This is a genomic window from Deinococcus taeanensis (assembly GCF_020229735.1).
In the GTDB taxonomy this organism is placed as follows: domain Bacteria; phylum Deinococcota; class Deinococci; order Deinococcales; family Deinococcaceae; genus Deinococcus; species Deinococcus taeanensis.
In genome coordinates this window covers 2,077,920-2,098,157 of record NZ_CP083455.1, presented here as the reverse complement: position 1 = coordinate 2,098,157, position 20,238 = coordinate 2,077,920, and the positions used below count along the sequence as shown (strand labels likewise).

Here is a 20,238-nt window from a genome sequence, read left to right as displayed (position 1 = left end):
CGTCTTCACGTTAAACAACCGGCGGGGCATGCAGGTGTCACCCCGCACGCCATCTGACCCACACCACTTCACTCCTTCTTTAACTTTGTGCTGCGGGAACCCCAGGTGCAGCGCGGTGCCTCAGCCACGTGACCAGGTCTGCGCCCGGCATGGGTGGCGCAATCGCAAAGCCCTGCGCCGCGTCACAGCCCAGCTCGCGCAGCACACTGAGCTGCTCGGCCGTCTCGACCCCCACGGCCCACACCTGCAGACCCAGGCTGTGCGCCAGATCAATCGTGCCGCGCACCAGCGTCAGGGACTTCTCGTCCTCCGGCAGCCGCGCCGTCAGGGTCGGGTGCAGTTTCACGGTGCTCAGCGGAAAGCGCGTCAGGGCCGCGAGGCTGCTCGCGCCATCCCCGAAATCATCCACGCTCAGGCGGGCCCCCAGCGACCGCAGCTGCTCCAGCAGGCCAAGCGTCTCCTGACTGTGATCCAGCAGGCTTCCCGCCGACACCTCAATATCCGGCGCGCCCTCCGCAGACAGCAGGGGCAGCAGGCGCCGCAACCCCGCCGACCGCCGCAGTTCCTCCAGACTCAGGTTCACGCTCACCGACCACTCCGGGTGCAGTCCCGGTAACGCCGAACGCACCGCCTGCCGCCCCAGCACCGCCTCCTGCACCACCCACTCACTCACGTGCGTGATCAGTTCGCTGCGGCTCGCCAGCTCCAGAAAATGACCGGGGCTCAACTGCCCCAGCGTCGGGTGCTCCCAGCGCAGCAGGGCCTCGGCGCCCACCACCCGGCCGCGCCGCAACGACACGGCCGGCTGATACAGCAGCGTGAACTGGCTCTTGTCCAGCGCGCCACGCAGCGCCTCCTCCATCTCGAAGGCGCGCGCCACCTGCTCACGCAGCGCCGGCGCGAAGGTGCTGCGCTGCGACCGGCCCTGCCGCTTGGCGTGCTGCATGGCCACCTCCGCGTCGGTCAGGACTGCGTCCCCGGGGGCCTGGGCGTTCCACGCCGCGGCCCCCAGCGCCGCCGTGACCTGCACGTCCCGCCGTCCGGCGCGCAGGGGCGACGCCAGCGCCAGCGCCACCCGCGCCGTCGCCTCGTCAGCGCTCAGTTCCGGCAGAAACACCGCGAACGAATCGTCCGCGAGGCGCGCCGCGTCGCCGCTCACCTCGGTCGCCAGGTCGTTCAGACGCGCCGCCACCTGAATCAGCAGGCGGTCTCCGGCCGTGCGGCCCAGGCCCGCGTTCAGTTCCGCGAAACCGTCCAGGTCCAGGCACACGGCTGTGCCTGCCGTGGCGCGGCGGGCCAGCACCTCACGCAGGCCGGTGCGGTTCATCAGGCCGGTCAGCGCGTCGTGCCGCGCGTCGTGCCGGATCTTCGCCTGCGCCCGGCGCAGCGCCGTGAGGTCCCGCATGGTCAGCAGCACGCTGCCGCGCGCCCCGCCGGCCTCGCCGCCCACGCCGGTGGCGCGCAGTTCCATCTGCCGCACCGTGCCGTCCGGCAGGGCCAGCAGCACCTCGCGCCGCAGCGGCAGCTTCACCTCACGCCACTCCGGAACAGTCAGCGGCTCGCCTTCAGGCGTGAACAGCCGCACCCCCAGTTCCGACAGGACCCGCGTGACGGCCAGCCCCACCAGCCGCGCGGCGTCCACCCCCAGCAGCGTTGCGGCGCGTTCCGAAACCAGCTGCGCTCGCCCCGCGTGATCCACCAGGATCGTGGCGTCCTCGGAGAGGGCCAGCACCTGGTTCATGACGCCCAGCGGCGCCCGGCCGTCGCGCGCGCCCGCCTCGCCAGCCGCGACCAGCAGGCCCGGCTCGGACGTGCGGCGCACACTCAGCGTGAGGGTTCCGCCGCCCGCAAGGTCCACGTCCGCGCGGGCGGCGCCGCCCGACGCGGCCAGCCGCACGAGGTCCCGCACCGCGTCAGACGGCACGTTCGCAAAGCACGCCCACGCCCACAGCGGCGCGCCCGTCACCACCGGCGCGCCCGCCGGCAGCAGCGCCAGCAGGCCCTGACTGGCCTGCAGCACTGCGCCGGAGTCCGCCAGCAGCGCCGAGGGCGTGTCGGTGTCCAGCAGCGCCGACACGCGCGCTGCCCGCTCGTACTCCCCCGTGACGTCCTGCAGGGTCAGCATCACGCCCGCCGAGGACGCCCCGAAGTACGGCCGGGCCTCGCCGCGCACCCACACCGCGCCCTGCGGACGCACCACCCGTTCGTCCGGCAGCCGCACCGACCGGCCTGCACCCGCCTGGGTGAGCGCCTGAACGAGCGCCGGGCGGTCCTCGAAGACGGTTTCCGCCGGGCAGCCCGTGACGTCCGCCTCATCCACGCCAAACAGCTCCAGGAAGGGCCGGCTGACCCGGCGGAACACCAGGTCCGAGGTGAGCCAGGCCGTGGCGACCGGCAACTGCGTGATCAGCACTTCCGTTTCGCGGGTCACGCCGTCCGTGCGGGCCGCCGCGAGCAGCATGGTCAGCACCTGCACCGCCGGGTCCGTCGCGGCGCCCTCCTCATGCCACAGCAGGCCCAGCAGCGCGCCGTCCCGCGTGAGCCACGTCATCTCCCCACTCTCGAACCATTCGTCCGGCGGAACCAGGTCCGGGCCGGTCGCTTCCGGCGGCCCGTCGGCCCGGACCTTGAAGACCTCGTTGCCCAGGGAAGCCAGCAGCGTCGCCTGGGGGGTATGAACGCGCAGCAGGTCACTCAGGGCCGCGTGGACCACGGAAAAAGCAGCAGGGGTCACTTTAGATTTACCTCGCACCAGCGTGCAGAACTGAAAAGGGAAGGGGGAGGGGCAGCCGGACCATACGCCGTCATCCTGCCAGGGGAACTCTTACCGCGCTCATTCAAGGTTCCCTCACCTTTCACACCTCGGCGGCACCGGCGCGGCAGGCTGCCTGCGCCACCGGAAGCCGGGAAAGGCCGTCTGGTGGGCACTCAAATCCTCTTACCCCGCCGGAGCGCCTGCCGGGCGGCCGCACACCCACATCACACGTGCAGGCGCCGCACCCGCCACGCACTATCCTCAGCCCATGAAGCAGAAGCTCCCCACCCTGATCGCTCAGGCCCGGGGCGGCCGCGTGGTCCGCACCCCATTCGTCGACGGCGACGACATCGACCGCCGCCTCCTCACGGGCGACGACCTGCGCCACAAGATCGCCGGCGGCTTCCCCGACGCCCGCCGCGTGGTGCTCACCCTGCACCCCGCTCACATTCCCGAAGTGGACAGCGGCGTCACCGTCTACCGCCTCACCCCTCACCCCGGCGGCCCGGCGTGGGACCTGCAGGACTTCAGCGTGCAGCTGCGCCGCCTGGAACTCAATGAGGAGCAGCTCGGCGACCAGCGTGAGGAACGCGGCAGCTTTCTCGTGGCCGCCACCGGCAAGGCCGCGCAGACCCTCGCGGACCTCACCAGTCTCGGCGGCCGCGACCTGGACGTCGAGGAAATAGGGGAGAGCGCCGGGCGCGGCAGCAAGCTCCGCGAGGTGGTCGTGCCCAGCATGCGCGTCGACGTGGTCGGCGCCAAAGGCTTCGGCGTGAGCCGCGCGTACTTCCAGCAGGGCATCGACGGCGGCAAGGTCCGCCTCAACGGCCAGCCCGCCCGCGCCAGCAGCGAAATCCGTGAAGGCGACAGCCTCGCCGCTGACGGCCTCGGCCGCATTGACTTCAAACGCGTCGTGAACGAAACGCGGCGCGGCAACTACAAAGTCGAACTCGACGTGCACAAGTAACGGCCGTGATCGACCTCACCACCCGCAACCCCGCCCCTGACCCCGCGGCCCTCACCCGCGAACTCACCCCCAGCCCCCGCTACCACGCCGTGCGGTTCGACACCTACGCGCCCAACCCGCAGTACCCCAGCCAGGCGGACGCCCGCACCGCCCTGCAGGCTTTCCTGCAGGGCGCCCAGGTCCGCCCGGGAGGCTTCCGCCTGTTCCGGCGGGCCAAACCCGAAGGCCGCGGCCTGTACCTCGACGGGGGGTTCGGCGTCGGCAAAACGCACCTGCTCGCCAGTGCGTGGCACGCCGCCCAGGGCGAGGCGGCGCTGATGAGCTTCCAGGACCTGATGTACATCATCGGGGCGCTCGGCATGACCCAGGCCGTCGAGGCATTCCGCGGGCACGACCTGCTGCTCATCGACGAGTTCGAACTCGACGACCCCGGCAACACCCACATGGCCAACACCTTCCTGGGCCAGCTGATGCCCGCCGGAACCAGCGTGATCGCCACGAGCAACACCGAACCCGGCGCGCTCGGGCAGGGCCGATTCAACGCGCAGGACTTCCAGCGCCAGATTCAGGGCATCGCCAGCCGCTTCGACACGCACCGCATTGACGGCCCCGACTACCGCCAGCGCGGCGTGCGCCCCGAAGATACCCTCACGCCCGAGGAGGCGCGCACCTGGGAAGCGCGGCAGAACCCGGACACCCTGGCGCGTCTCACGCACCGGGACCTGAGCCGCCACCTGCTGCAGGTGCACCCCAGCCGCTTCGCCCGGCTGCTGCAGGGCGTCAGCGCCGTGGCCGTGACCGATCTGACCCCCATGCCCGACCAGAACGTCGCGCTGCGCTTCGTGCATTTCATTGACAAGCTCTACGACCTGGGCCTGCCGGCGGCTTTTACCGGCAGCAGCCTGAACGCCCTGTTCAGCGACACGTACCGGCACGGCGCGTACGCCAAGAAGTACAGCCGCTGCCTGTCCCGCCTGTCCGAACTGCTCAAGGAGGCCCGCGCCACCCTGACCTGACGGGTTGAGCGCCGTGCTCCCTTCGTTTCAAGACCAGTCGCGCGCCACGAAGCGCAGCGGACGCCCTACGCGCGGCTGGCCGTGCGGGCCCGCTTCTCGGCCTCAATGGCGCGCTGCAGGTCCTGAATCTGGCGCAGCAGGGCCAGCTGCTCGGCGGGCGCGGCGTCCGCCACCTGCTTTTTCAGCAGCTCCACCTCGGCGCGCAGCGTGTCGATGCTCATCGTGACCTGAATGTCATCGACCGCCGCCGCCGCGTACGCCGAGACCTTCTGCTCGTACTGCTCGCTGTTCGCCCGGCCGATGGTCCCCGCGTCCCGCCCCTCGAACATCAGGCGGATCAGCAACTGCTCCTCGGGCTGGCCGCGGAACACGTCGAGAATGTCGTCGGGACTGCGGGCGCCCTGCGCGGCTAGCATCACCTTACGCACCGCTTCGTTGCGCCACGGCATGCCGCCGTCCAGTTTCGCGAGCAGCGTCGGGTCCACGAGCAGCTGCTTGAGCAGCGCCACTTCCCGGTCCTCCTCGCCGCGCCCGGTACTCATGCCGGCCAGGTGCGTGTCGGTCAGCTGCCGGCGCTTGGCCTTGCTGGCAATCCACTCCATGAGTGCCTCGGGCTTGATGCCCAGCGTCTCGCACGCCGCGCCGCGCACGCCCTCAGCGATCTCGTCGAGCGGATCAAGGTTCTGCATGCGCGGCAGCAGTTCCATGAGGATGCGGCGTTTGCCTTCACTGGTGGCGGTGCCGTGCTTTTCAATGGCGGCCTGCACGCGGTAGCGCACCTCGTCCAGGCCGCTGCTCAGGGCGCGGCGCAGGCTCGCCTCGTCGCCGGCCAGCAGGGCGTCTGCGGGGTCCTTGCCGCTGGGGACCGAGGTGGCCCGGACACGGAATTTGGCGCCTAGCACCTGATCGAGTCCGGACAGCGTGGCCTTCAGGCCCGCCTCGTCGCGGTCGAACATCAGCACCAGACTCTGCGCGCCCAGGCGTTCCAGCAGCGTGGCGTGCTCCGCGGTGAGGGCCGTGCCCAGGCTCGCCACGGCGCCGGTGAAACCATGCTGGTGCATGGTGATCACGTCCATGTAGCCTTCCACGACCACAAGTTCCGCGCCGCTGCCCAGCCCGGTGCGGGCCTTGTCCAGCCCGTACAGCAGTTCACCCTTCCGGAACGCCTCGGTTTCCGGGGTGTTCAGGTACTTGGGTTTGCTGTCATCCAGCACGCGCCCCCCGAACCCCACCAGCCGCCCCAGATGGTCACGGATGGGAAACATCACGCGCCCGCGGAACCGGTCGTACACACGCCCCGACTCGGGATTCTCGATCAGCAGGCCGGCGCTCAGCAGCTGCTGCTCGCTGAGCCCCTTCACGCGCGCGTGCTTCAGCAGGCCGTCCCAGCCGTCAGGTGCGAACCCCAGCTCGAACGCCTCGATGGTGGCGTCCGTCAGGCCGCGCCGGCGCAGGTACGCCAGGGCGGCGGCGCCCTGCGGGCCGCTCAGGTGTTCCCGGAAGTACGCCAGGGCGAAGGCGTTCACGTCGTACAGGTCGCGGCTCGACCGCTCGCCGTAGCGCGCCTCGACCTGCACGCCGGCCCGCTCGGCCAGTTTGCGCAGCGCGTCGCCGAAACTCAGGCTCTCGGTACGCTGCACGAAACTGAACACGTCCCCCCCGGCTTTGCAGCCGAAACAGTAGAAGTAGCCCTGATCCGTATCCACCTGGAAACTGGGGCTCTTCTCCTTGTGGAACGGGCACAGGCCCTTCATGCGCCCTTTTCCGGCGGGGGTGAGGCGCACGTACTCGCCCACCACCTCCGCAATATTCAAGCGTGAACGAACGTCTTCTTTCGTTCCCACGGCCTCACCCCCTCTCTGTCGCAGGTACCGGACCCGGCAGAGCTCAAGTGTACTCCACGGCCGACCCCGCGCCTAGACGGTCTGAAATGCGTCTGGGACAGTAAAAAAACCTGATGGAATCCCCGAGTGCGTGCAGGCCGCATTTCCTTCCGGCGTGACCAACCGCAACCCCCCTGAAGCCCCCCCTCATCTCCCCGGATGCACGGCGGGTCACCCTGAATTTCATGACGACCTACAAAGTCAGCCAGCGTGACACCACCCACGGCCCCGACGGTGAACACCACCTCGTGAAGGGCGAACGCAGCAGCATGCGCCTGTGGCACCGCGAGGAACCCAACCCCAACAAGCCCGAAAGCAACCACGAGTACGAAACGCTGGGGTACGTCATTGAGGGCCGGGTGGACCTGCTGATCGGCGGACAGACCATCAGCCTGCAGCCCGGCGACTCCTACCTCGTGCCGGCCGGCGCGCCCCACACCTTCCGTGTCACCGAGACGCTCACTGCGCTCGAAGTGAACACGCCCGGCACCAGCCGCTGACGCCACCGCGCAGATGCGCCCGCCAGGATCATGCTGGCGGGCGCACACGCAGGTCCTACTCGGCGGCGGCCGGGACCACGAACGCGGCCGTGTCGTAGTAGGTGCGGAAGGCCGTGACCTGGCCGTCCTGCACGTCAATCAGGCTGACCCCCCGGTACTTGATCTCCCGCCCGCCCTTCACGCGGCCGGTCGCCGTCCACTCCATCACACCCAGGCCGCCGTCCTCCTGTGAGCGCGTGAACTCACTGCGGATCTCCTCGAAATTCGCCAGGTACGTCTCCCAGAAGTCCTGCGCGCCGTCCTGCCCCTTCCAGGTGCGCTCCGTCAGGTTGCGCAGCGTCACCTCCGGCGCATGCAGGGCCACCAGGCCCGACACGTCCCCTGAAGCTTCCGCTGCCTGCAACGCCGCCATAAAGTCATCGGTGACTGTCATGCCCTCACCCCACCACAGGTCCGTCCGGCCAAGCGTAGGCCCCCGCACCATATGGACTTCCCCTCAACTCCCTATAAAACCGCCTTCAGCCGACCATCACGCCCGCGGCGCCCACACCCGGCAGGCTGAACCTCATGGAACAGACGCTGCAGGGCAAAACCATCGCCATTCTCGCGGCCGACGGCGTGGAAGAGGTTGAACTTCTCAAACCCCGTCAGGCGCTCGAGGCGGCGGGCGCCACCACCCACCTCATCAGCCTGAAAAGCGGCCAGATTCAGAGCATGGAGGGCGACCTGACCCCCAAAGACAGATACGACGTCGATCACACCGTGACGCAGGCCAACCCCAGTGACTACGACGGTCTGATGCTGCCCGGCGGAACCGTGAACCCCGACAAGCTCCGCCTGGACGCATACGCCATGCAGTTCGTGCGGGCCTTCTACGACCACGGTCACCCCATTGCCGCCATCTGCCACGGCCCGTGGAGTCTCAGCGAGACGGGCATCGCGCAGGGCCTGCGCATGACCAGCTGGCCCAGCCTGAAGCACGAACTCACCCTGGCCGGGGCCGACTGGGTGGACCAGCCGGTCGTGGTGGACCGCGGCGTGATCACCAGCCGCAAACCCGACGACATTCCCGCATTCATTGAAAAGATGATCGAGGAGTTTCAGGAAGGCGACCACAGCAGCAAACGCTAAACGCAAAGGCCCGCTCCAGGCACAGAGAGAGGCCCCCCCGAACCGGGGGGGCCTCTCTCTGTGCCTCGGGGACTTTAGCGGCCGCCGCCCACCCCGATGCTGATGCCGCCGCCCACGCCGACACCAACGCCGACGCTGACGCCGCCCGAACCACCGGCCGTGCCGCCTGCGTCACTGCCTGCACCAACGCCGACACCGATACTGCTGCCCACGCCAACGCCGACACTGCCGCCTGCGCCGCCCGACACGCCGCCGGTTCCGGCCGCCGCGCCGCCCAGCAGCACACCCACGAGCACCTGAGCCTCACCGCGGGCGGCCACCTCCACGCTTTCCAGGTTCACTGCGCCGCGGGCATCGGCGTTCAGGCGCTCCGCCAGGTCGAACGAGGCACGCTGGCCGTTTTCGAAAGTCACCAGCACGGACGTGGCCAGGGCCGCGCTCGCGCCGCCCATCCACTGCCCAGCCGCGTTGAAGGAGCCCAGCACGCGCCCGCGGGCGTCCAGCAGCGCCACGGTCTTCCCACTGATTGCCGCGCCCGCCTGCGCCTGGGCGTTCATCAGCACCTGCAATTCCGAACGGATCGCGCTGCCCAGCGTCACCTGCGCGCCCTGACCGGCCACGACCAGGGACTCCAGCGTCACGCGGCCCTGCGCCGCTGCGCGGCCTGTCACGCGGAACGCTTCCTGCGCGCCGTCACTGAACGTCACGCGGGCCGTCGCCACGGCGCGGGTCGCTCCGGTGAACACGACCTCTCCGGCTGCGTTGGCCGTGCCGATCACGCGGCCCTGGGCGTCCAGCAGGGCTACGGCGGACACCTGCACCGCCGCGCTGGCCGACGCGGCGGCAGTCGCCGAACCGGTCGCGCCGACGCGGGCGCCGGCCAGGGAAGGAACGAGAAGAGCGACAGTTATCACAGGAATAAGGAATTTTTTCATGGGTAACGTCCTTTCCGGTGAGCGAACTCGACCGATGCGAGAACTATAGAAAACGAATCTTAAAATAAAATGATCGGCCTGAACTTCGTAATAAATACGCGAAGTTGGACGAGGAGCTTTTTTGCTCACCGCCCTGCACGGCCTCACCTGCCAGGATCAGTTTCCCTCACCCTCCACAAAAAACACTCAAACCGCAGGGCAGACGCAGCAGGGAGGCCACCACGACGCGTCCGTGACCCGCCGCCCCGGCCCCCGGCCTCCTCACGCCGTCTACACTCCGCACCATGACCCGCCCCTGGCTCATCACCGGCCTGACCGGCACCCTCGCCCCCCATATTGCCGGCGCCCTGCACGCCCAGGGCCACGCCGCGGCAGGCTGGAACCGCCACGTCACCCCGCCCGACGACAGCCCCGCAGCCCACCAGCACCTGCACACCCTGAACCCCCAGGGCATCCTGCACCTCGCCCTGGGCACGGAACGCTGGGCGCACACCCTGGCCGCGTACGCCCACGAGCGGCGCATCCCGTTCGTATTCACCAGCACGGCCATGGTCTTCCACCATCAGCCGAACGGCCCGCACCACCCCGGCGACCCCACCACCGCCCTGGACGACTACGGGCAACTCAAGATCCGCACCGAACAGGTCATTCGCGACGCGAACCCCAGGGCCGTGGTCGCGCGCATCGGCTGGCAGATTCACCCCACGGCGCCCGGGAACAACATGATTCAGCAGCTCAACGCCCAGCACGAGCAGCAGGGGGTCATCCGCGCGAGCCGCCAGTGGATTCCCGCCACGTCCTTCATGACCGATACGGCCCAGGCGCTTGTGACACTCGCCCAGGACGGCACGACCGGCACCGTTCACCTCGACAGCAACGCCCGGGACGCCCTGACCTTCCCCGACCTGGTCCGCGCCCTCGCCCGGCACCTGCACCGGCCCTGGCAGGTCGAAGAGACCGACGAGTACAGCCACGACCAGCGCCTGTCGGACCCTGTACGCCGCCTGCCCGGCCTGCGCAAGCGGCTCGGCCAGAACGTCACATGAATACCCGCCACAGACGCGGCGGCCCATAACCCCCGCCAGGACGAAGAAAAATGCCCCGGGTGCACCGGCTTGACGCGCCGTGCATACCGGGGTATCCTTTATTTAACACCGCCGCAAAAGGCGGGATTTTTTTTGCCAGTCACCCCTGCCGGTCTGGACCGCGCGCTGCGCGCCACCCTGCGGGCGTGGGGCCGCCCGGCCAGAAAAAGCCTCTCCTGTCCCGGGACAGGAGAGGCAGGGCGTGGGCACTGGTGGGCGATTACGCCTCGATGTAGTCCTCCACGGGCGGGCAGCTGCACACGAAGTTCCGGTCGCCATACACGTTGTCCACGCGGTTCACGGCCGGCCAGTACTTCCAGGTTTTCTGCGTGGCGGTGGGGTAGGCGGCGGTTTCGCGGCTGTACGCGCGGGTCCAGTCCTCGGCGATCAGGTCGTTCTGGGTGTGCGGCGCGTGCTTCAGCGGGCTGTCCGCGGCGGTGATGAGTTCATCCTGCACGTCCTGAATTTCACGGCGGATGCCGAGCATCGCCTGGATGAACCGGTCGAGTTCCGCTTTGGGTTCACTCTCGGTGGGTTCGATCATCAGGGTGCCGGGCACCGGGAAGCTCATGGTGGGCGCGTGGAAGCCGTAGTCCATGAGGCGCTTGGCGACGTCTTCCTCCGTCACGCCGGTGGCCTGCTTGAGGGGCCGCAGGTCAATGATGCACTCGTGCGCGACGCGGTCGTTCCGGCCGGTGTACAGCACCGGGTACGCGCCCTTCAGGTGATGGGCGATGTAGTTGGCGTTCAGCAGCGCCACCTGCGTGGCCTTCTTCAGGCCGTGCGCGCCCAGCAGACGGATGTAGAGGTAGCTGATCGGGAGGATGCTGGCGCTGCCGTACGGCGCGGCGCTGACCGCCCCGGTGGCGCTATCGGACGTGGGACGCACGGCGTGGTTGGGCAGGAACGGTGCGAGGTGCGCCTTGACCCCGATGGGGCCCATGCCGGGGCCGCCGCCGCCGTGGGGGATGGCGAAGGTTTTGTGCAGGTTCAGGTGGGACACGTCACTGCCGATCAGGCCGGGTTTGGTGAGGCCCACCTGGGCGTTCATGTTCGCGCCGTCCAGGTACACCTGTCCGCCGTGCTGGTGGATCAGGTCGCAGGCTTCCTTCACGCGCTCCTCGTACACGCCGTGCGTGCTGGGGTACGTGATCATCAGTGCGCCCAGGTTCGCACTGTGCTTCTCGGCCTGCGCCTTCAGGTCGTCCATGTCGATGTTGCCGTCCGCGTCGGTCTTCACCACGACGACCTGCATGCCCATCATCGCGGCGCTGGCGGGGTTGGTGCCGTGGGCGCTGGCGGGAATCAGGCAGACGTTGCGGTGCGCCTCGCCGCGCGCCTCGTGGTACTTGCGGATCACGAGCAGGCCGGCGTACTCGCCCTGCGCGCCGCTGTTCGGCTGGAGGCTCACGGCGTCGTAGCCGGTGATGTCCGCCAGCCACGCTTCGAGTTCACCCAGCATCTGCGCGTACCCTTCGGTCTGATCGGCCGGCGCGAAGGGGTGCAGCGCGCCGAATTCAGGCCACGTGACGGGGATCATCTCGGTGGTGGCGTTCAGCTTCATGGTGCAGGAGCCCAGGGGAATCATGCCGTGCGTGAGGCTGTAATCCTTGTTCTCCAGGCTCTTGAGGTACCGCAGCATGCCGTGCTCGCTGTGGTGCGTGTTGAATACAGGATGCGTGAGGAACGCGGAGGTGCGCTTGAGGAGGGACGGAATGCCGTCGGTGGCCTGTGCATCCAGGGCCAGCACGTCTGCCGGTTGCCCGGTCGTGACCTCGATCACGTCCGCGAGATCCTGCACGGTGACCGTTTCATCCAGGCTGACGGAAACGCGTCCGTTCTCGAACCGGAAGTTCAGCCCGCGCGCCTCGGCGCGCTCGCGGATGGTGTCGCCGCTTTCCTCAAAGGTGACGGTGTCGAAGAACGCTTCGTTCACGTTCAGTCCCGCGTTCCCCAGGGCCTTCGCCAGGATGCCCGTCATGCGGTGGACGCGCTGCGCGATCGTCCGGATACCTTCCGGACCGTGATACACGGCGTACGCCGCGGCCATGTTGGCCAGCAGGGCCTGCGCGGTGCAGATGTTGCTGGTGGCCTTCTCGCGGCGGATGTGCTGTTCGCGGGTCTGCATCGCCATGCGCAGCGCGGGGCGGCCGGTGACGTCCCGGCTCACGCCGATCACGCGGCCGGGCATGCTGCGCTGAAAGTCGTTCTTGCAGGCCAGGAACGCGGCGTGCGGCCCGCCGAAACCCATGGGAACCCCGAAACGCTGCGCGCTGCCGATGACGATGTCGGCGCCCATCTCGCCCACGGGTTTCACGAGGGCGCTGGCGAGCAGGTCGGTCGCGGCGATCAGCAGGCCGCCCGCATCGTGTACGCGCTCGGCGATAGGGGCGAGGTCGTGCAGGTCACCGTACGTACCGGGTGTCTGCACGAGCGCCGCGAAGGTCCCCTCCGGCAGGGGGCCGTCGGCGGGCCCGGTGACGATGTCGTACCCGAAGTACTCGGCGCGGGTGCGGATCACGTCCAGGGTCTGCGGGTGCACGTCCTGCGCGACGTACAGGGTGTTGCCCTTGCTCTTCCCGGCGCGTTTGGCGAGCGTCATGGCTTCGGCCGCGGCGGTGGCTTCGTCCAGCAGGCTGGCGTTGCACACGGGCATGGCGGTCAGGTCCATCACGGTCTGCTGGAAGTTCAGCAGCATTTCCAGGCGGCCCTGGCTGATCTCCGCCTGGTAGGGGGTGTAAGCGGTGTACCAGCCGGGGTTTTCCAGCATGTTGCGCAGGATCACGCCCGGCGTGAGGGTGCCGTGGTAACCCATGCCGATGTAGCTGCGGAACACCTTGTTCTTCGCGGCGACGGCCTTCAGGTCCGCGAGGGCCTGCGCTTCGGTAACGGGGCCACCCACGTTCAGGTCGCCGTCAAAGCGGATGCTTTCGGGCAGGGTGGTGTCGCTCAGTTCGTTCAGGCTGCTCACGCCCAGCGTGGCCAGCATCTGGGCCTGCTCGGCGTCGGTAGGACCGATGTGACGGTCGGTGAAATCAGCGGTCTGGAGAAGGTCAGTCAGGGAACGGGTCATGGAGTACTCCTGAGGGGCGGGGCGGGCGGAGGTCATGACGGGGGGCGGCCGTGCGGGCCGCGCTGGCCCGTCCGCAGTCCGCCCCCCGTGACTTGCTTAGTTGTTCGCGCTGGCGTACGCGGCGGCGTCCATCAGGTCGCCTTCGCCGGTGACGTCCAGCTTGAACAGCCAGCCGCCCTCGTAAGGGGCGCTGTTCACGAGTTCGGGGCTGCCGCTCAGGTCCTCGTTCACGGCGATGATGGTGCCGCTGGCCGGGGCGTAGATGTCAGAAGCGGTTTTCACGCTCTCCACCACGGCGATCGTCTCGCCTGCCTCCACCACGCGGCCCACTTCGGGCAGCTCGACGTACACCACGTCACCAAGCTGATCCTGCGCGAAGTCGGTGATGCCGACGGTGCCGTCCGCGGCGAGCCATTCGTGGGAGGCGGCGTATTTCAGTTCAGTGGGGGTGTTCGTCATGCGTTCATTCTCCAGGGTTTGAGGTCAGGGGTGTGTGCGGTGCGCTGCGGGTGTTCAGCTGCTCTTGTAGAACGGCAGGTCCATGCGGGTGGCGGGGTGGTCCTTGCCGCGCACCTCCACTTCAAAGGTGTCGGTGCTGGCGTGCGCGGCCTGAACGAGCGCCATGGCGATGGGGTGGCCCAGGGTGGGGCTGCTGGTGCCGCTCGTGATATGCCCGACGACCTCTCCGCCGACCTTCACGGGGTAGCCTTCGCGGACCGGCACGCGGTCGAGTTTCAGGCCGATGAGTTTCTGCGGCGGCGCGAGGCTGATGTGCTCGCGGCCCACGTGGGTTTTGTCCTTCACGACCCAGCTGTAGGTGCTGCTCAGGGGGTGGATGCTGTCGCTGAACTCGTGACCGTACAGCGGGAAGCCCGCTTCCAGGCGCAGGGTGTCGCGCGCGCCCAGGCCGGCGGGCGTGATGCCAATGGCCAGAAGCTTGTCCCAGATCGTTTCGGCCTCACTGGCGTCAGTGAAGACCTCAAAGCCGTCCTCGCCGGTGTAGCCGGTCCGGGCCAGCCACACGTCAAACCCGAACAGGGTCGCGGGGAAGTACGCGTTCTTCTTTTTGCTGCTCAGGTCCGTGCTGGTGTGGGGTTGCAGCAGGGTCTCGCTCTGGGGGCCCTGTACGGCCAGCAGCGCCCAGCGCTCACTCTCGTCGGTAAGCTGCACGTCGAACCCCGCGGTGTGCGCCTGCAGGTGGGCCCAGTCCTTGCTGACGTTCGAGGCGTTCACGACCATGAGGTACTCGCCCTCGCGGACCATGTAGATGTAGATGTCATCCACGAGCCCGCCCTGCGTGCCGGGCAGCCAGTTGTACTGGGCGCGGCCGGGGCGCAGTTTGCTCACGTCGTTGGTGGTGACGTGCTGCAAGAAGGCCAGCGCGCCGGGGCCGGTTACGCGGAACTCGCCCATGTGGGAGACATCGAATACGCCCGCGGCTCTGCGCACGGCGTCGTGTTCGGCTTTCACGCCGGTGTACTGGACGGGCATGTCCCACCCGCCGAAGGGCACCATGCGGGCCCCGGCGCGCAGGTGCGCGGCATGCAGCGGCGTCGCTTTCAGAGGCTCGGTGGGGGACTGGTTCACACCAGAAACTGTAGCCGAGCGGCCCCCAGGGTGTCCGTACGGCCTGGACGCCCCGGGGGGATAGGCTGAATCATGCCGGACCAGAAAAAAGCCGTTGAGCAGACCAGAAAGGTATCGGCAGACACCGTTCCCGGGCCGCCGACCACACCGCGCCCGGCCGCGCCGCGGGCTGCCAGCCCGTTCACCACGGACCCCCAGGCTGCCCCTGTTTCACCGGCAGAGCACATGGCCGTCCAGGGTGAGGCGCAGGCCAGGGCAGAGCTGACCCCCAACCGCTGTGCGTGGCGGCTGGCCTCAGGCCCACAGCGCACCGGCGAGCAGCGGGCGCCTGAAGCCCTCCGGCCACGAGGGCCACTGAACGCCCTCCAGGACCCCACGTGAGTTCCTCGCATCTGCTGGCCCTGCTGCCCCCACCGGACATGGCGGCCCGCATCACGCAGTTCCGGGCGGCCCACGACCTGCGCGACGCGGCGGCCACCCCGCACATCACCGTGAAGGCCCGCAGCGGCCTCACGGCCGACCTGACGTGGCTGCCCGCCGCGCGCGCCGTGGCGGCCACACACGCGCCTGTGCCGGTCACGCTGGGTGGGCCTCACGTGTTCCGCAACGGCAGCGCCCTGCACCTGCACGTCCACAGTCCCGGCGCGCTGCACCTGCACCTGGCACTGCTCGACGCCCTGCGGCCCGCGCAGCAGTTCGGGTACGAAGGGCCGCACATGACCCTCCACCTGAGTGTGGCGCTCGCCCGGCCCGGCCTGAACCTGAGCGCGCTGCAAGACGCCGCCCGGGCCATCTTCGCGGACCTGCACGACCAGCCGCTGACGTTCACCGCGCCAGCCATGGTGTGGCTGACGAAACCCGGACCCGGCGAAGCGTACGCGCCCGTGGAGACATGGCCGCTGGCCGGACCGGATCCACACGCCTGAAGGACCCCCGCGACCCGTTCGACCTGCAACGCTTCACGCGGCCGGGCACATCCTGCTGACCCGGGAGAGCAGTGACGGTGCCTGGAGCCTGCCGGGCGGCTGGGCCGACCCCGGCCGTGAAGTGCAGGCCACGCGCCTGCTGGCCGTGATGAACAAGGACCATCACCCGCACCCCCCGGACCCGTGGGGGGTCTGCAAACTGTTCGTGCACTGTGAACTGACCGGCCCTGAGGACACGCCGCACCCCGCGAACCTGGAAACCACTGCCTCCGGATTTTTCCCCGTGCATGCCCTGCCGGCCCTCAGCCTGGGCCGCATCCTGCCGGAACAGGTGCACCTTGTGGCAGGTCTGGCGATTGACCCGGCCAGTGCCGTGTCCTGCGACTGAAGCCCCGGGCAGGCCTCGGACCACCCTGTACCTGTTCGCACCAACGCGCGCGTTCCGCTGCGCTTCACTGACTGCATGAACGTGCTGATCATCGGGGCAACCGGCGGCATCGGGGCAGCGACCGCGCGCGCCTTCGCCGGCGCAGGAGCGAAACTCACGCTGTCGGGCCGCAACCCGGACAAGCTCGCCACGCTCGCCGCGGAACTCGGCGCCGCGCCCCACCCGGCCGACGTGAGCTTCGAAAGCCACGTGCGGGCCCTGCTGGAGACCGTGAGTGCCGTGGACACCCTGGTGTACGCCGCGGGCGCCGCGTTGCCCGGGCCTCTGGCTACGGCGGACCCCGCGCACGTGCGGGCCGTGTGGAACGCCAACTACTTCGGGGCGTTGTGGACCCTCAAGCACGGCCTGGGGCGGCTGGGTGCCGGCGGGCGGGTGTACCTGCTGGGCGCCCGGCCGGAACTCGTGACGGCGCGGGGGTTCAGTCAGTACGCGGCCAGCAAGGCCGCCTTGGCGAGCGCTGCACAGATCGCGCGTCTGGAACACCGACAGGCGGGCGTGACCCTGGTCCTGCCGCCCGCGGTGGACACCGGCCTGTGGGCCCAGGTTGGCCGCGCGCCGCGTGGTGCCATCAGCGCCGACAGCGTGGCCCGCGCGATCCTCATGGACCGGGCGGGCCAGACGCAGCCGGAACTCCTCATCGAGGAATGAGGACGCCGCGCTCCGTCACCAGCCGGTGCACCGGGCAGTCGTGCTCCTCGGCGGGCAGCGCGCCGAGAAGCAGCGCCGACGGAATCACCCCCACCGTCACCCCCGGGAAGGCCGGCAGCAGCCGGTCGTAGAACCCGCCCCCGTACCCCAGCCGCACGCCCCGCTCATCGAATGCCAGGGCGGGCAGCACAATCACGTCCATCCGGGCCAGCGGTGCCGCTGGCGCGTCGGCCGGGGGTTGCAGCGCGCCGAAGCGGCTGGGTTCCGTGGCGGTCTGCCACGGGTGAAAGGTCAGGTGCGGCGCCGGCCGGAAGCGGGCGCGGGGGGTGAATAGTTCGAAATCGCCGTGCAGCGCGCCTACGTCCGGCTCGCCCGGCATGGCCCGGTACGCCAGGACCCGCCGCGCACCAAGGGAGAGGAGCAGGGTCCGCAGGTGCGCGGTAACCGGCGCGGAAACATCCGGAAGGCCGGCGCGCACCCCACGCGCCCAGGCGCGCCATTCACTTTTCGAAGCGTCAGGAGAGGGAAGCACGCGGCCCACTGTGCCACAACGCGCCTCTGCGGGAGCGGCGGGCCGCCCGGCTCAGTCGTTCCAGCGCCTCCCGTCGAACAGCGCGTGCCAGGGCGTGGGCGCGATCGCCTGCGTGAAGGAGTTCAGGCCGGTCGCCTCGCTCCATGCGTGTATCAGGCACAGCGGCGGCTGGCGCTGCACGAGCAGCTGTTCGGGCCGGCTCAGCTCTGGCAGGAGGGTGGTGTCGGTGCCTGGGCAGGTCATCACGGTGGTGTGCGCGAAGCGGGTGGTCAGCGCCATGTGCAGGTGCCCGGCGGCCACACGCAGCACCTGTGGATGCGTAAGCAGCAGGTCACACAGTGCCTCGCGGCCCTGCAGGCCGATGCGGTCCATCACGTCCAGCCCGGTCATGACCGGCGGGTGGTGCATGAAGATCAGGGTGGGCTGGGCCGGCGCGGCTTGCAGTTGAGCGTCCAGCCAGTTCAGACGCACGCTGTCCAGCTCGCCCTCCCCGTGCCCGGGACGGTGCGTGTCCAGCCCGATCAGGCGCAGTGGATGGTCGTTCACCACGTACTGCATGAAGCCCGGCAGGGCCGGTCCCGGCGGGGGAAAGCGGCGCAGCAGTTCAGCGCGGTCATCGTGGTTGCCAGGCACAAGGTACGCGGGGACGGTCAGCGTGCGCAGCAGCGCCGTGAACTGCTCGTACTCCTCCGCAGTGCCGTGCTCGGTGCAGTCCCCAGTGAGCAGCACAGCGTCCGGCGCAGTGGGCAGGGCATTCACATGCGCCACAGCACGCGCAAACGCCGCTGCCTTGCCAGGCCGGTCAAGATCGATGTGCGGGTCACTGAGCTGAACAAGAAGCAAGGGGGCGTCACCTCCGCCGAAAGGGGTAAGTGCATTGTGCGCCTCGGCAGGCCCCGGCGCAGCTCACTCTGACCAGCGCCGCGCCCTGACCCCAGTAACGGGACGAAACACAAGCGGGCCCCTGTGAATTGGGGCCCGCGTGGTCCGGAAGGTCAGGGCTGCGCGAGTTTCAGCGCGATGCTGCTCAGGGCCGCGCCGCTGAGCGTCGTGAGCAACGTGGCGCGGCCGGTCGTCAGGTCCACGGTGTACAGACTGGTGCTGCCGTTGCTGCTGCGGCTCAGTACGGCGGTGTTCGCGCCGGAAATATCGAAGCCTGTGCCGCCGGCAGTGACGTCCACGCCCAGGCTGCCCACGGTGCTCAGCGTGCTGAACTGCGGCGCGCCAGCGGCCGGGTGGGCGATCAGGGCATCGGCGTCCGCATCGATGGAGTACAGGGCGGTGGTCAGGCCGGAGCTGACTTTGCCGGTGTCGTTGAAGCTGTTGGTGTACGCGGCCGCCACCAGGTTGGGGCTCCGGCCGGCGTTCACGTCGCCCGCGGCGAACGTGAAGGTGCCGTCGGGCGTGGTGCCGGTGACCGCTGGGATGGGCGCGGCGCTCAGGGTGTGCCGGGCATTCACGTCGGCCGCGCTCAGCACCCGCAGGCGGTTTGCTGCGGGATTGAAATCCACCGCGACCACGCTGGTGGCGCTGATGGCGCTGTCGCGGCTGGCCTGAGCGGTGGCCGGGTCAAGGCGGTATACGGCGCCGCCGCTGGTCACGCCGTACAGCTGACCGTCGGTGTTGCGCACGTCAAGGTCCACGAGGGTCTCGCCGGTCGCCAGTCCGGTGACGGTGCGGCGGGTCAGGCTGTCGCTGGCGTTGCCCAGCCCAAAGGTGAGCAGAGTATTGCCGCTCAGGCCGTAGGCCACCTGTCCGGTGGGTGCGGCGGGCGTGGCGGGCGTGCGGGTGGTGCAGGATGCGAGGGTCAGGGCGGACAGGGTCAGCATCAGTGCATGTTTCATACGGGACCTCCAGGCAGGAACGCGGCGTGACCCGCGCGGGTCACGCCTCTACCCAGAGGTATGCGCGGGCGGTGGGCGTGGATCACCCGCGACTGTTGACGGTTCCTTCATCGTCAAGGCCGGAATGCTCTATGCTGCGCCGCGCCCGCTCATGCTGATTGATTCCCTCACGCATCCCGACCCGGACACGCTGCTGCGGTTCCTGCGCGCGCACCTGCATGCCCGCGTGACCCTGCACCTGGCCGGCGAGGTCGAGGTGCTGTACGCCGGGCGCGCCACCAGCATGGCCGAGGCCGGAGACCGGCTGCTGCTCCTGAAACCCGACGGGTCGCTGCAGGTGCACGGCCCGCGGGGCGTGAAACCCGTGAACTGGCAGCCCCGCACCGATCACCTCAGCGCGGACCTGGAAGACGGCTGCGTGGTCGTGCATGCCGAGCGCCGCAGCCCCGCTGAGGTGGTCCGGGTCCGCGTGACCCGCTGCGCGCAGATCACCGCGCTGCACCTGGGTGACGACGCCCTCTTTCTGCTGCAGGGCACCGAGGCGCAGATGCAGCGGGCCCTGGCGCGCCACCCGGACCTGATCGAACCGGGCCTGAGCGTCCTGAACCGTGAGCTGCTTGTCGGGGTGGGCGGCATCGACCTGTACGCCCGGGACGCCCAGGGCCGGTTCGTGGTTGTGGAACTCAAGCGCGGTAAGGCCGGGCACGAGGCCGTGTATCAGCTCGCCCGCTACGTGGATGCGGTACGCGCCCAGGCGCCCGGCGCCGTGCGGGGCATCCTGGCCGCTCCGGACATCACGCTGCCTGCCCTGAAGGTCGCGCAGGCGGCCGGGCTGGAGTACGTGAAGGTCAGCGCGCTGCCGCAGGTGCCTGAGGCGGCCGCGCAGCCCACCCTGTTCTGACCGGGGG

At 69.3% G+C, this 20,238-nt stretch carries 19 protein-coding genes; 9 read left to right on the top strand and 10 right to left on the bottom strand.

What is annotated here, in order from left to right; genetic code table 11:
- Positions 1-79: 79 nt before the first annotated feature.
- Positions 80-2,734: a sensor domain-containing protein gene (locus tag LAJ19_RS10095; RefSeq protein ID WP_225475633.1), complete on the bottom strand. Its 2,655-nt coding sequence runs from the start codon at positions 2,732-2,734 to the stop codon at positions 80-82.
- A gap of 289 nt (positions 2,735-3,023) precedes the next feature.
- On the opposite strand from LAJ19_RS10095, the gene LAJ19_RS10090 reads away from it, so the two are divergent.
- Positions 3,024-3,722, top strand: coding sequence for a S4 domain-containing protein (locus LAJ19_RS10090; protein WP_225475632.1), 699 nt, complete (start codon positions 3,024-3,026; stop codon positions 3,720-3,722).
- A 5-nt stretch (positions 3,723-3,727) separates the two neighbouring features.
- Positions 3,728-4,738, top strand: coding sequence for a cell division protein ZapE (zapE, locus tag LAJ19_RS10085; protein ID WP_225475631.1), 1,011 nt, complete (start codon positions 3,728-3,730; stop codon positions 4,736-4,738).
- Between the two features lie 65 nt (positions 4,739-4,803).
- Here the strand turns inward: zapE and dnaG are convergent, their stop codons facing one another.
- A complete protein-coding gene (gene dnaG, locus LAJ19_RS10080) occupies positions 4,804-6,582 on the bottom strand; it encodes a DNA primase (protein ID WP_225475630.1) in 1,779 nt (592 codons plus the stop codon).
- A gap of 224 nt (positions 6,583-6,806) precedes the next feature.
- Between dnaG and LAJ19_RS10075 the strand changes: the two genes are divergently transcribed.
- Positions 6,807-7,121, top strand: a complete 315-nt coding sequence (locus LAJ19_RS10075) for a cupin domain-containing protein (protein WP_225475629.1) — start codon at positions 6,807-6,809, stop codon at positions 7,119-7,121.
- A gap of 55 nt (positions 7,122-7,176) precedes the next feature.
- Here LAJ19_RS10075 and LAJ19_RS10070 read toward each other — a convergent pair whose 3' ends face one another.
- A complete protein-coding gene (locus LAJ19_RS10070; RefSeq protein WP_225475628.1) occupies positions 7,177-7,554 on the bottom strand; it encodes a nuclear transport factor 2 family protein in 378 nt (125 codons plus the stop codon).
- Positions 7,555-7,688: 134 nt separating this feature from the next.
- Here LAJ19_RS10070 and LAJ19_RS10065 point away from each other — a divergent pair, with 134 nt between their 5' ends.
- Positions 7,689-8,252, top strand: coding sequence for a type 1 glutamine amidotransferase domain-containing protein (locus tag LAJ19_RS10065; protein WP_225475627.1), 564 nt, complete (start codon positions 7,689-7,691; stop codon positions 8,250-8,252).
- A 74-nt stretch (positions 8,253-8,326) separates the two neighbouring features.
- Here LAJ19_RS10065 and LAJ19_RS10060 read toward each other — a convergent pair whose 3' ends face one another.
- Positions 8,327-9,187, bottom strand: a complete 861-nt coding sequence (locus LAJ19_RS10060; RefSeq protein WP_225475626.1) for a hypothetical protein — start codon at positions 9,185-9,187, stop codon at positions 8,327-8,329.
- 284 nt (positions 9,188-9,471) lie between these two features.
- Between LAJ19_RS10060 and LAJ19_RS10055 the strand changes: the two genes are divergently transcribed.
- Complete coding sequence (locus LAJ19_RS10055; protein WP_225475625.1) at positions 9,472-10,233, top strand: sugar nucleotide-binding protein; 762 nt, start codon at positions 9,472-9,474, stop codon at positions 10,231-10,233.
- A gap of 259 nt (positions 10,234-10,492) precedes the next feature.
- On the opposite strand, the gene gcvP is transcribed toward LAJ19_RS10055, so the two are convergent.
- From gcvP to gcvT, 3 genes are all read right to left on the bottom strand, one after another.
- Complete coding sequence (gene gcvP / locus LAJ19_RS10050; RefSeq protein ID WP_225475624.1) at positions 10,493-13,345, bottom strand: aminomethyl-transferring glycine dehydrogenase; 2,853 nt, start codon at positions 13,343-13,345, stop codon at positions 10,493-10,495.
- Positions 13,346-13,441: 96 nt separating this feature from the next.
- Complete coding sequence (gene gcvH / locus LAJ19_RS10045; protein WP_225475623.1) at positions 13,442-13,804, bottom strand: glycine cleavage system protein GcvH; 363 nt, start codon at positions 13,802-13,804, stop codon at positions 13,442-13,444.
- A 54-nt stretch (positions 13,805-13,858) separates the two neighbouring features.
- Positions 13,859-14,932 (bottom strand): glycine cleavage system aminomethyltransferase GcvT, encoded by a 1,074-nt coding sequence (gene gcvT / locus LAJ19_RS10040; protein ID WP_225475622.1) that lies wholly within the window; start codon positions 14,930-14,932, stop codon positions 13,859-13,861.
- A gap of 377 nt (positions 14,933-15,309) precedes the next feature.
- Between gcvT and LAJ19_RS10035 the strand changes: the two genes are divergently transcribed.
- The 3 genes from LAJ19_RS10035 (at position 15,310) to LAJ19_RS10025 (ending at position 16,954) form a co-directional block, all read left to right on the top strand.
- On the top strand, positions 15,310-15,858 hold the full coding sequence (locus LAJ19_RS10035; protein WP_225475621.1) for a 2'-5' RNA ligase family protein: 549 nt from the start codon (positions 15,310-15,312) through the stop codon (positions 15,856-15,858).
- A 148-nt stretch (positions 15,859-16,006) separates the two neighbouring features.
- A complete protein-coding gene (locus LAJ19_RS10030) occupies positions 16,007-16,246 on the top strand; it encodes an NUDIX hydrolase (RefSeq protein WP_225475620.1) in 240 nt (79 codons plus the stop codon).
- A gap of 75 nt (positions 16,247-16,321) precedes the next feature.
- Positions 16,322-16,954, top strand: a complete 633-nt coding sequence (locus LAJ19_RS10025; RefSeq protein ID WP_225475619.1) for an SDR family NAD(P)-dependent oxidoreductase — start codon at positions 16,322-16,324, stop codon at positions 16,952-16,954.
- Here the strand turns inward: LAJ19_RS10025 and LAJ19_RS10020 are convergent.
- From LAJ19_RS10020 to LAJ19_RS10010, 3 genes are all read right to left on the bottom strand, one after another.
- Positions 16,941-17,486, bottom strand: coding sequence for a 5-formyltetrahydrofolate cyclo-ligase (locus LAJ19_RS10020; protein WP_225475618.1), 546 nt, complete (start codon positions 17,484-17,486; stop codon positions 16,941-16,943). The genes LAJ19_RS10025 and LAJ19_RS10020 overlap by 14 nt on opposite strands.
- 51 nt (positions 17,487-17,537) lie before the next feature.
- Positions 17,538-18,329, bottom strand: coding sequence for a phosphodiesterase (locus LAJ19_RS10015; protein WP_225475617.1), 792 nt, complete (start codon positions 18,327-18,329; stop codon positions 17,538-17,540).
- A 152-nt stretch (positions 18,330-18,481) separates the two neighbouring features.
- A complete protein-coding gene (locus LAJ19_RS10010) occupies positions 18,482-19,330 on the bottom strand; it encodes a DUF4394 domain-containing protein (RefSeq protein WP_225475616.1) in 849 nt (282 codons plus the stop codon).
- Between the two features lie 151 nt (positions 19,331-19,481).
- Between LAJ19_RS10010 and nucS the strand changes: the two genes are divergently transcribed.
- Positions 19,482-20,231 carry an endonuclease NucS gene (gene nucS, locus LAJ19_RS10005; protein ID WP_225475615.1) on the top strand — a complete coding sequence of 250 codons (750 nt, stop codon included), beginning with the start codon at positions 19,482-19,484 and terminating at the stop codon, positions 20,229-20,231.
- The last annotated feature ends 7 nt before the right edge of the window (positions 20,232-20,238 follow it).

Bases quoted from the DNA above. Each gene is read 5' to 3' on its own strand.
- LAJ19_RS10075 (WP_225475629.1), top strand. From the start codon at position 6,807: ATGACGACCTACAAAGTCAGCCAGCGTGACACCACCCACGGCCCCGAC.
- LAJ19_RS10065 (WP_225475627.1), top strand. From the start codon at position 7,689: ATGGAACAGACGCTGCAGGGCAAAACCATCGCCATTCTCGCGGCCGAC.
- LAJ19_RS10090 (WP_225475632.1), top strand. From the start codon at position 3,024: ATGAAGCAGAAGCTCCCCACCCTGATCGCTCAGGCCCGGGGCGGCCGC.
- LAJ19_RS10025 (WP_225475619.1), top strand. From the start codon at position 16,322: ATGAACGTGCTGATCATCGGGGCAACCGGCGGCATCGGGGCAGCGACC.
- LAJ19_RS10010 (WP_225475616.1), bottom strand. From the start codon at position 19,330: ATGAAACATGCACTGATGCTGACCCTGTCCGCCCTGACCCTCGCATCC.
- LAJ19_RS10030 (WP_225475620.1), top strand. From the start codon at position 16,007: ATGAACAAGGACCATCACCCGCACCCCCCGGACCCGTGGGGGGTCTGC.
- LAJ19_RS10055 (WP_225475625.1), top strand. From the start codon at position 9,472: ATGACCCGCCCCTGGCTCATCACCGGCCTGACCGGCACCCTCGCCCCC.
- gcvP (WP_225475624.1), bottom strand. From the start codon at position 13,345: ATGACCCGTTCCCTGACTGACCTTCTCCAGACCGCTGATTTCACCGAC.
- gcvH (WP_225475623.1), bottom strand. From the start codon at position 13,804: ATGACGAACACCCCCACTGAACTGAAATACGCCGCCTCCCACGAATGG.
- LAJ19_RS10070 (WP_225475628.1), bottom strand. From the start codon at position 7,554: ATGACAGTCACCGATGACTTTATGGCGGCGTTGCAGGCAGCGGAAGCT.
- LAJ19_RS10060 (WP_225475626.1), bottom strand. From the start codon at position 9,187: ATGAAAAAATTCCTTATTCCTGTGATAACTGTCGCTCTTCTCGTTCCT.
- nucS (WP_225475615.1), top strand. From the start codon at position 19,482: ATGCTGATTGATTCCCTCACGCATCCCGACCCGGACACGCTGCTGCGG.